This is a genomic window from Streptomyces sp. KLMMK, from assembly GCF_036961605.1.
Taxonomy (GTDB): Bacteria; Actinomycetota; Actinomycetes; order Streptomycetales; family Streptomycetaceae; genus Streptomyces; species Streptomyces telluris.
Genome location: NZ_JBAMDC010000254.1, coordinates 1 through 9,693 on the forward strand (window position 1 = coordinate 1; position 9,693 = coordinate 9,693).

Annotated in this window: 8 protein-coding genes and 1 pseudogene; 4 read left to right on the forward strand and 5 right to left on the reverse strand. The window is 73.8% G+C overall.

What is annotated here, in order from left to right; translation table 11 throughout:
• Window positions 1-728: class I SAM-dependent methyltransferase (locus V7793_RS26895; RefSeq protein WP_336010875.1), on the reverse strand; the 728-nt coding region annotated here is incomplete at its 3' end.
• Window positions 729-1,093: 365 nt separating this feature from the next.
• On the reverse strand, window positions 1,094-1,984 hold the full coding sequence (locus tag V7793_RS26900) for a GNAT family N-acetyltransferase (protein WP_336010897.1): 891 nt from the start codon (window positions 1,982-1,984) through the stop codon (window positions 1,094-1,096).
• A 110-nt stretch (window positions 1,985-2,094) separates the two neighbouring features.
• Here V7793_RS26900 and V7793_RS26905 point away from each other — a divergent pair, with 110 nt between their 5' ends.
• Complete coding sequence (locus tag V7793_RS26905; protein ID WP_336010878.1) at window positions 2,095-3,762, forward strand: GMC oxidoreductase; 1,668 nt, start codon at window positions 2,095-2,097, stop codon at window positions 3,760-3,762.
• 90 nt (window positions 3,763-3,852) lie between these two features.
• Here V7793_RS26905 and V7793_RS26910 read toward each other — a convergent pair whose 3' ends face one another.
• The 3 genes from V7793_RS26910 to V7793_RS26920 all read right to left on the reverse strand — a co-directional run bounded on the left by V7793_RS26910 (window position 3,853) and on the right by V7793_RS26920 (window position 8,319).
• On the reverse strand, window positions 3,853-6,024 hold the full coding sequence (locus V7793_RS26910; RefSeq protein WP_336010882.1) for a PIG-L family deacetylase: 2,172 nt from the start codon (window positions 6,022-6,024) through the stop codon (window positions 3,853-3,855).
• A gap of 370 nt (window positions 6,025-6,394) precedes the next feature.
• Window positions 6,395-7,138: a response regulator transcription factor gene (locus V7793_RS26915; RefSeq protein WP_336010885.1), complete on the reverse strand. Its 744-nt coding sequence runs from the start codon at window positions 7,136-7,138 to the stop codon at window positions 6,395-6,397.
• On the reverse strand, window positions 7,135-8,319 hold the full coding sequence (locus V7793_RS26920) for a sensor histidine kinase (protein WP_336010888.1): 1,185 nt from the start codon (window positions 8,317-8,319) through the stop codon (window positions 7,135-7,137). Before V7793_RS26920 ends, V7793_RS26915 begins: the two co-directional genes overlap by 4 nt.
• Before the next feature lie 179 nt (window positions 8,320-8,498).
• Between V7793_RS26920 and V7793_RS26925 the strand changes: the two genes are divergently transcribed.
• The 3 genes and pseudogenes from V7793_RS26925 to V7793_RS26935 all read left to right on the forward strand — a co-directional run.
• Window positions 8,499-8,717, forward strand: a complete 219-nt coding sequence (locus tag V7793_RS26925; RefSeq protein WP_058041502.1) for a hypothetical protein — start codon at window positions 8,499-8,501, stop codon at window positions 8,715-8,717.
• 4 nt (window positions 8,718-8,721) lie between these two features.
• Window positions 8,722-9,207, forward strand: a complete 486-nt coding sequence (locus tag V7793_RS26930; RefSeq protein ID WP_336010895.1) for a cupin domain-containing protein — start codon at window positions 8,722-8,724, stop codon at window positions 9,205-9,207.
• A 158-nt stretch (window positions 9,208-9,365) separates the two neighbouring features.
• Window positions 9,366-9,693, forward strand: a pseudogene (locus tag V7793_RS26935) (alpha/beta hydrolase); the annotation flags it as partial.

Here is a 9,693-nt window from a genome sequence, read left to right on the forward strand (position 1 = left end):
GCCGAGTGGGCGACGAAGGGGCCTTCGGCCGTGATGCGTTCGTGCAGCTCGCGCAACCGGTCGCGGTACTGGTCGACGGTGAAGCCGGGGACCATCCAGATCACCTTCCGCAGGAAGTAGATCACCGCACCGACGTCGCGGAACTCCATCCGCAGGGTCTCGGCGCGCAGGTCGACGACGCCGAGCCCCGCGGCCTCCGCCTCCCGCCGCTCGTCGTCGGGGTGGCGCTTGCGCCGCACCTCCTCCGGCTGCGGGCCCAGGAAGTACTCGACCAGCTCGAAGACGCTGGCCGGGCCCACGTGCTGCGCCAGGTACGTGCCGCCCGGCCGCAGCACCCGGGCGATCTCCTCCCACCACACGGTCGCCGGGTGACGGCTGGTCACGAGGTCGAACGCCTCGCCGGCGAAGGGCAGGGGAGGCTCGTCGGCGTCGGCGACCACGACCGCCCCGAGGGGGTGCAGCAGCCTCGTCGCCTTGGCGACGTTGGGCGGCCAGGACTCCGTGGCCACCATCGTGCGGGGCAGCTTCCGCGCGCCGGCGAGGACCTCCCCGCCGCCCGTCTGGATGTCGAGGGCCGCGTCCGCGAGGGCCAGGCGCTCGCTCATGGTGCGCTGGTAGCCCCAGGAGGGGCGCTCCTCGGTGGCCCGGCCGTCCAGCCAGGAGAAGTCCCAGCCGGCCACGGGGGCGGCCTCGGCCTCGGCCACCAGTTCGTCAAAGCTTCGTGACATAACAGAAGTAATACCGCAAAGGGTATGAATAGTCGCCGTGCGGGGCGGCGCGCACTGCCAGGCGAGGCAAGTCCGGCACTGCTTCTCGCCGCGCTCGTTCGATCCGCCGGCCTGGCCTCTCGCCGGTCCGGTAGCGGAGTCGGGCCGCGGCCTGCATTGCGCTGCCAATTGTGGCTGGCGCACAACCCCTTGCTGAGGCACTTCCGCGTGCAACCGGGGAACTCGCATCGCCGGGCCGCCACTTCCGCGCCGGCGTGGACGCGGTGCGGGGCTCCGGGGCCCGCATCTCCGTGGCGTTGCCACCCGGCGAGCGGGGCCGGTTGTGGCGAGCCGGCCCGGGGCCGGGGCCGGGTTCGCCGGGCCGGTCAGGCCCGCGACGCCTCCGGCTCGGCGGGCTCGGCGATCAGGGCTGTGCCCGCGCGGCGGAAGCCGGCCCGGGCGTAGATCCGGGCCACGTCGTCGTCGCCGGCGGACAGGAAGACGGTCTCGGCGCCCCGCGACCGCGCGTCGGCGACGAGGGCCGCGGTGACCGCGAGGCCCAGGCCCTGCCGGCGCAGGGCCGGCAGCGTCCCGATGCCGACGAGCTCGGTGACCGCGCCGACCGGCTGGTGCATGCCCGAACACAGGGCAGTGTCTCCGCGGACGGCCGCGGCCATCACCGTCAGGCCCGCGCGGATGCGCGCCGCCAGACGGTCCGCCGCGCCGTCCTGGACGGTGGCCCGCTCCGCCGCGGCCAGTTCCTCGGTGCCCGTGGTGCCCACCGCGGTGCCGAGCTGGCCGAAGGCGAGCGGGCCGACGGCCACCGCGCTCGGCAGCGCCGGGTCGTCCGGGCCGAGCAGCCGCACGGCCAGGCCCTCGGGGGGCGCCGCCGTGGCCGTCGTGCTGCCCGGTTCGAGCACCATCAGGGGGTGCGCGTGCACGGTCAGGCCCGCCTCCTCGACGGCCGCCCGCAGCGCGGGCGTCGTCTCGGCCACCCACTCGAAGCTCTCGGGGAGGCCGAGTTCGCGCTGGCGGGCCCTCACCCGCAGCACGTCGGCGGCGCTCACCGGCCCGGCGCCCGCCGGGCCCCGGGAGGGGCGGGCGTAGTACGGCCAGCCGTCGCCCTCGCGGACGAACAAGGTGAGCGGGCCGAAGTCCTCGGCCCGGGCGGCGCTGCGCGGCACGCTGTCGTAATAGTCCTCCAGCCGGTCGAGCAGCCCGGCGGAGGGGGAGTCGGAGAGGGAGTCGGAGGGGTGTCCGGAAGAGTCGGCAGAGATCACGACAGGCATCCAACACGCGCCGTGCGCCCTGCCGCCACCCCATTTCACCGCATCACGATCACGGGCGCTCTGTAGTCGCCCAGTGACTCGCTGCTACCTTGAGTCGGGTGTCGAAGAGACCGGATCACGCCACCGGGGCCGGAAGTGCCCCCCTGTCGCGCCGCCGTCTGCTGGGCCTGGCCGCCTTCGGCGCCGCCTCCCTCGCGGGGGCGACGACGATCACGGCTGCGACCGGGCCGCGGGCGTCCGCCGCGGGCCCGGTGGCAAGCGGCACCTTCGTGCCGGCCGTGGTGGTCGGCACCGGCTACGGGGCGGCCGTCACCGCGCTGCGGCTGGGGGAGGCCGGCGTCGGCACGCTGATGCTGGAGATGGGACAGCTGTGGAACCGGCCCGGGCCGGACGGCAAGGTCTTCTGCGGGATGCTCGACCCCGACCGGCGCTCCACCTGGTTCAAGAACCGCACCGAGGCGCCGATCGCCTCCTTCTTGTGGCTCGATGTCGTCAACCGCCCGGTCCAGCCGTACGCGGGCGTCCTCGACCGCGTGAACCTCGGGCAGATGGGCGTGTACGTGGGGCGCGGGGTGGGCGGCGGCTCGCTCGTCAACGGCGGCATCGCCGCGACGCCCCGGCGTTCCTACTTCGGGGAAGTGCTCCCGCAGGTCGACGCCGGCGAGATGTACGGCCGTCACTTCCCGCGCGCCCTCGCGATGCTCCGGGCGAACGAGGTCGCCGCGGACTGGTTCGAGCGGACGGAGTGGTACCGCTTCGCCCGGGTCGCGCGCGAGGCGGCCGCGAAGGCGGGGATGAGGACGAGGTTCGTCCCCAACGTCTACGACTTCGCCCACATGCGGCGCGAGGCGGCCGGCGAGGCGCCGAAGTCCGCGCTGGCCGCCGAGGCCATGTACGGCAACAACCACGGCAAGCAGAGCCTGGACAAGACCTACCTCGCCGCCGCCCTCGGCACCGGCAAGGTCACCATCGAGACCCTGCACCGCGTCACGAAGATCCGCTGCGAGAAGGACGGCACGTACGTCCTGACCGCCGAGCCCATCGACGCGGAGGGGCGGCGGCTCGCACCCAAGGAGATCGGCTGCCGCTACCTCTTCCTCGGCGCCGGCAGCCTCGGCTCCACGGAGCTGCTCGTCCGGGCCCGCGACACCGGCACCCTGCCGGACCTCGGCGCGGAGGTCGGCGCGGGCTGGGGGCCGAACGGCAACGTCATGGCCGGCCGCGCCAACACGCTGCTGCACCCCACGGGCGCCCGCCAGTCGGCCATCGCCGCCACGTGCATCGACGACTGGGACGACCCTGCCGCGCCCGTTTTCGCCGACGTCGCCCCGCTGCCCGCGGGCTTCGAGACCGGGATCAGCATGTACCTGGCCGTCACCAGGAACCCCGAGCGCGGCACGTTCGTCCACGACCGCGCCACGGACCGCGTACGGCTGCGCTGGGAGCGGGAGCAGAACGCCCCCGCCGTCGCCGCGGCGAAGTCCTTCTTCGACCGGATGAACAAGGCGAACGGCACCGACTACCGCTACGACCTCTTCGGCCCGCGGCCCCGGGCCTTCGGGGACGACTTCTGCTACCACCCGCTCGGCGGCTGCGTCCTGGGCCGGGCCACCGACGCCTACGGGCGGGTCGCCGGGTACCGGCACCTGTACGTGAACGACGGGGCGCTGATCCCGGGCTCGACCGGGGTGAACCCGTTCGTGACCATCACGGCGCTGGCCGAGCGGAACGTCGAACGGGTCCTCGCCGAGGACATCGCGCGATAGGCGCGGGGCGTCGCGCGGCGGGCCGTCGTGCGACGCCCCGTCGCGCGGCCGGGGGCGCCGGTGCTGGGCGCCCCGCCCCCGTACGGCGTCCTACGACTGGACGTTCGTCCGCGCCTTCCCGTCGTGGGCGATCCAGTCCGTGAACGCGCCCTTGCCCGAGCCGTGCAGCCGCGCGCTGCTCAGCTTGTTGTCCAGGCCCATGACGACGACCGCGACCGCGTTGCCCTTGGCGTCGAGCGCGACGCCGGGGACGCCCCGGAACGGAATGCCGTCCTTGCCCCACGGGCCCGGGCGGCCGGACCCGGCGGACAGCCGCACGCGGCCCTTGCCGTCGTGGTCGGTGAGCACGGTGGTGTTCCCGGCCTGTCCGACGGCGACGCGGCCGTGGCCGCTGAGCGGGTCGCACTGGGCCGAGACGCGCCAGCCCTTGTCGTCGCCGAGCCGGTCGACGACGAGCACCCGGGAGGTGTTCGGCTGACGCACGGCCATGCGCATGCCGCCACCCGCGAGGGGGGTGAGGCTCAGCGGGCCGGTGACGGCGGGGAGCTTCGTCGGCCCGGCCGGCTGCAGCGGGCCGCCGGGGTCCTGCGACATCCAGTGGTGCACGGTCTTCGTGTCGGCGGCGACGAGATGGATCCGGCCCTGGCCGTCGAGGGCCGCGTCGAGCCCGTCCTCGATCCTCGGCGGGGGGCCGTCGAAAGCAAGCGTCTCCCACTCGGAGAAGTCCTTGCCGCCGGCGCCGCTGCGCCGGCTCACCCCGCCGTCGAAGGTGCGGACGAAGACGTGGACCGTACCGTCGGTGCCGGCCACGGCGACCGGGTAGCCCATCTCCATCGAGCGCGCGGGGTCCTGCTCGGGCGAGCCCAGCGACTCCCAGGGGCCGAACGCCGGGGTGCCGCCGGAGCCGTCGCCGCTCTGCAGCGCGGTGACGACCTCGCGCCGGTGCGGCGTGTCCTTGGCGGGCAGCACCGTGCGTATGGAGAACAGCTGCAGGGTGCCGTCGGAGTGACGCAGCGCCTGCACCTGGCCCTCCAGCATCGAGCCGCCGAGGGAGGTGGGGGTGGACCAGATACCGCTGCCGGCCTTGGCCTCGGTCCAGCACTGCGCCGCGCCGTCGAGGACCGCGAACGCGGCGAGGCGGCCGTCGGGCAGCGGCTGCACCCAGCGCATCGTGCCGGGCGCGCGGTGGCGGCAGTTGCTCGACCAGCCGTGGTACTTCGTCCCGGAGGTGCGGCCCACCTTGCGGTCGCCGCAGCCCGCGGTGTCGCCGCAGTCCTTGCCGTCGGCCCAGCCGTAGGTGTCGAGGAACTTGAGCTTGTGGTCGGTGGTGGCCTTGTCGAGGTTGCTGGGGAGGTGGGTGACCTCGTAGCCGACGTAGCTGTCCACGGCCGTGGGGCGGGCGTGCTTGCGGCCCCAGTACTCGGCGAGTGCGGCCTGGGCGAAGAACGCGGACGTCGTGTGGTCCTGGTGGTCGTACTTGGCTATGCCGCGCAGGACGGGCGGGGTGTTCGGGAACTCCGGCGGCTTCGGCAGGTGCGTGGGGTTCGGGTCCAGGGTGCGGACGACGGTCGGCTGGTAGCGCTCGAAGATCGCGACGAGGGTGTCGATGAGCTGCTTGCGGCCGTACTGGAAGGTGCTCCTGACCGGGCTGCCGGCCGGCAGGAGCGTCGTCAGCTGCGGGGTCGCCCCGAGCCACAGGCCGCGCAGGCTCTCCTTGCGCGGGTTGCGCAGGGTGCGGGCCTCGACCAGCTCCAGGAAGATCAGCTGGATCTGGGGGGCCGCGCGCAGGGTGTGCAGCTCGACCTGGATGCCCGGCAGGAGGGACAGGGCCTCCACGGTCCAGGGGCTGAGCCAGTCGCCGGTGGCCATCTGGGCCGTCGCCTCGCGGAAGCCGTTGAGCCGGGCGCGGACGAACTCGCCCCGCTTCTCGGGCAGCCGCTTGTAGCCGCGGGCGCCCGACAGCTGGTTGCGGCCGTCGGACTCGCCGCCGGTGAGACAGACCGTCACGGAGGGGCCGCCGCCGAGGATCGACCGCTCCAGCTCCGGGTTCATGAAGTAGAGGGAGTCGTCGGGGTGGGCGATGACGTGGACGAACGACTCGGACGTCGTGGCCTTCGCGGGGCGCACCGGGGCGCCGTCCTGCGCGGCCTTCTTCTTCGCCTCCGGGGACAGCCACTGCCAGGCACCCACCGCGCCGGCTCCGACGACGATGCCGCCGCCCGCGACCTGGAGTACGCGTCGGCGCGGTATGTGCCCAGGCACAGGTTTCCCCCCACTCTCCTGCGCGTGATGCGCGGGTAGAAAAGCAAAGGGGCGATTAGAACTAATCGCCCATGGATCATGAGTTCGATCCTATGACCCGCAACCTGCTGTTTCCCCGCTGTTTTGTAACAGCCGTACGTCGGCCGCATGTAGTTTCGTACGCGGTTGCGCAACACCGCCCTACGGGCGCGCCAGGGTGACCGGCGGTCGCGTCCCGGTAGCGGAGCGGTTTACGGAAAGCGCCGGTCCGGTCCGTTCGGGGAGCTGCTCACAGGGCTCTCCGCCGGGGTGGCCCCGGGACCGGTCCGCGGCGGACGCCGGGCCCGTCCGGGGCCGGTTCAGGACGGAAGGGCTCCGTGCCGGGCGTGCCTCAGGCTTCCGCGCCGGGTCCGTCCGCGTCGTGGACGAGCAGGGCGATCTGCACCCGGTTGTTGAGGTCCAGCTTGGTGAGGATGCGCGAGACATGCGTCTTGACCGTCGCCACGCTCATGAAGAGCGCGTCGGCGATCTCCGCGTTCGACTGCCCGCGCCCGACGCCGGCCGCGACCTCCCGCTCCCGGTCGTTGAGCGCGGCCAGCAGCGTCCGGGCCCGGTCGCCGCGGGTGTCCCGCTCCCGCTCCCTGACCCGGGTGATCAGCTGCTGCGTGACGGCGGGGGAGAGGACCGGCTCGCCGGCGGCGACCTTGCGCACGGCCGCGACGATCTCCGCCGGCGGGGTGTCCTTGAGGACGAAGCCCGCGGCTCCGGCGCGCAGGGCCCGCAGCACCTGCTCGTCGGCGTGGAAGGTCGTCAGGACGACGACCTCCGGGGCGCCTTCGCGGCGGCGCAGCTCCTCCGTGGCGGCCAGGCCGTCGACAGACGGCATGCGGATGTCCATCAGCACCACGTCGGGCGCGTGCCGGTCGACGAGGGCGGTGACCTCCGAGCCGTCGGCGGCCTCTCCGACGATGAGGATGTCGGGCAGGCCGCCCAGCATGAACGACAGACCGGCCCGCACCAGGGGGTCGTCGTCCACGAGCAGGACCCGGATCGGCCGGGCCTGCGGGGACTGCGGGGCCTCGGCCCGGGAGGAGTGCGGGGATTCGGGGCCGTGCGGCGGCTGCGGGGCGTTCATGGCCGCCACGGTAGCCAGCCGTCGACGCGGAAGCCGCCGTCGGGTGTGGATCCGTGCGAGAGCCGCCCGCCGGCGAGGGCGGCGCGCTCGGCCAGCCCGATGAGACCCTGCCCGGAACCGGGCACGGATGCTCCGCTTCCGTCCCCCGGCGGATTGGTGACCTCGACCGTCAGCCCCGCCTCCGGGGAGCCCTCGACCGTGACCCTCACCGCCGCCCCTCCCGCGTGCTTACGGGCGTTGGTCAGCGCCTCCTGCACGATCCGGTACACCGTGCGGCCCGTGCCCTCCGGAACCGACCGGGCATCGGCCACCCGCTGTTCGAGCACCACCTCCGTGCCCGCCTGCCGGGACTCCTCCACCAGCTCCTCCAGCGCCGCCAGGGTGGGCTGCGGGCGGTCCCCTCCGCCCTCCGCGCCGGGGGCGCGCAGCACCCCGATCACCTCGCGCAGATCCTCCAGGGCCTGATGCGCACTGTCACGGATCACCCCGGCGGCCCGGGCCACCTGCTCGGGCGGGGCGTCCGGACGGAACTCCAGCGCCCCCGCGTGCACGCACAGCAGCGACAGCCGGTGCGCGAGGACGTCGTGCATCTCCCGGGCGATGCGCTCCCGGGCCAGGCGCTGCGCCTGCTCCGCCCGCAACTGCGCCTCCGCCTCGGCCCGCAGGGCGCGCTCGCGCAGCGACAGGACCAGCTGGCGCCGGGAGCGGACGAACATGCCCCAGCCGATGACGGTGAGGACCAGCAGCAGGCCCGTGGCCGTCGCGGCGGGGAACGGCAGGTCCGGGTCGGGGCGGATCGCCGCCTGCAGCGGCTCGCTGATCAGGGCGAGCCCTCCCACGGCGGCCGCCGTCCGGAACGGCCGGTGCACGGCGACCGTGAACACCGCCACCAGCATGGCCCCCGCGGCGGGCGGCACGGGCGTGCTCACCACCACCAGGACCACGGCGAGCGGCACCGGCCACCGGCGGCGCATCCACAGCGCGACGCAGGCCAGGGCGCCCACGATCTGGTCGAAGAAGAGGAGCGCGGGCGCGGCGTCCGGATCCTTGCGCAGCGCCTCGGCGGCCAGTATCCCGATCACGGCCGCGAGGGCGATGCAGAGGATGTCGACCGCCCAGTCGCGCACACTGCGCGCCGTGCGGTGCCGCACCTCCGCCGTCTCCTCGGTCTTCACGTCCATGAGCAGCCAATTTACCGATGCGGCGGGCGGACCGGAGGCGTGGGACGGAGGGCCGATACCAAAGTTGCACGAGACGGGACCTTGGTTGATCCGGGGGCCTGCGGGCGGCTACTTCGGTCGGGGCCGCGCAGCCTTCCGGGCGATGACCGCGGCGGGGCGGCGGCAGGAGCATGGCGGGCATGAAGAAGCTGCTCGAAGGCGTCGGCGTCATCCTCGTCCTGCAGGGGCTGGGCGGCGTCGTCCACGGACTCACCGGCTGGTTCCACTACTGGGTGGTCGTGCGTTACCTCGGATTCCTCGACGGCTACGAGATGTACGCGAGCATCGTCCTCGCCGTCATCGGTACGGCTTTGGTCATAGCCTCGGACAGCGTCGAGGCCGAGTCCGCGCGAGAATGACCCCATGGCTGACAGGACTTCCGGCACTTCGGAACTGGTCGAGCTCCTCGGTCTCCAACCGCACGTCGAGGGAGGGTGGTTCCGCGAGACGTGGAGGACCTCGCGCGAGGCGGTCCCCGACGGCTACGGCGGGCCACGGGCGTTCGCCACCGGGATCTACTATCTCCTCCACCCCGGCGAGGTCTCGCGCTGGCACCGCGTGCGCTCCGACGAGGTGTGGCTGTGGCACCGCGGCGGCCCGCTGCGGATGCGGCTCGGCGGCTCCGGCGATACGCCCGACGGGAAGGGGGCCGCCGAAGTGGTCGTCGGACCCGGCGTCGAGCGGGGCGAGCAACCGCAGTTCCTGGTGCCCGGCGGCGTGTGGCAGTCGGCCGGGCCCGCGGGGGACGAGCCGGTGCTGGTGACGTGCGTGGTCGCACCGGGCTTCGACTCCGAGGACTACGAAGACTGCGAGAGCTCCGAGGGCTCCAAGGGCTCCGAGCACGCCTGATTCCGGGGATTCCAAGGGCTCGGCGAGGGAGTGACGCCCCCTCGCCGACCCCCTACTGAGGTATCACCCCAGGGTTGGCTCCCTGGGGTGACGCAGGTTCGGACACCCTCTTTCTAGCTTTCCCTCTGTCACGCAACGGGGACGAGGGAGAGACAGTCATGGGCCGCTTCAAGCGCACGCTGGTCGCCGCAGCTCTGGCCGCCGCGGTCGTGGCCGGCACGGCCGGCTGGGCCGTCAGCGACGAGCAGGCCGTGGTCACCGGCCCGCCCGCCGGCGCCGAGGCCTGGCGTGCGGACCGCTCCCTCCACCGCGAGCTGCCGGACCCGGCGACGGCGGCACCGCGTACGGTCGCCGCGTTCTTCGCCGGTCTCACCGAGGCCCAGCGCAAGGACCTGGCGGCCCGGCACGCGCTGGTCGTCGGGAACCTCGACGGTGCGCCCGTGCCCCTGCGGTACGAGGCCAACGCCCGGGCGATAGCCGCCGAGC

Excerpts from the sequence above, each read along its gene's own strand:
- V7793_RS26915 (WP_336010885.1), bottom strand. The coding sequence starts at position 7,138 with ATGAACGCCCCGCAGCCGCCGCACGGCCCCGAATCCCCGCACTCCTCC.
- V7793_RS26920 (WP_336010888.1), bottom strand. The coding sequence starts at position 8,319 with ATGGACGTGAAGACCGAGGAGACGGCGGAGGTGCGGCACCGCACGGCG.
- V7793_RS26925 (WP_058041502.1), top strand. The coding sequence starts at position 8,499 with ATGAAGAAGCTGCTCGAAGGCGTCGGCGTCATCCTCGTCCTGCAGGGG.
- V7793_RS26930 (WP_336010895.1), top strand. The coding sequence starts at position 8,722 with ATGGCTGACAGGACTTCCGGCACTTCGGAACTGGTCGAGCTCCTCGGT.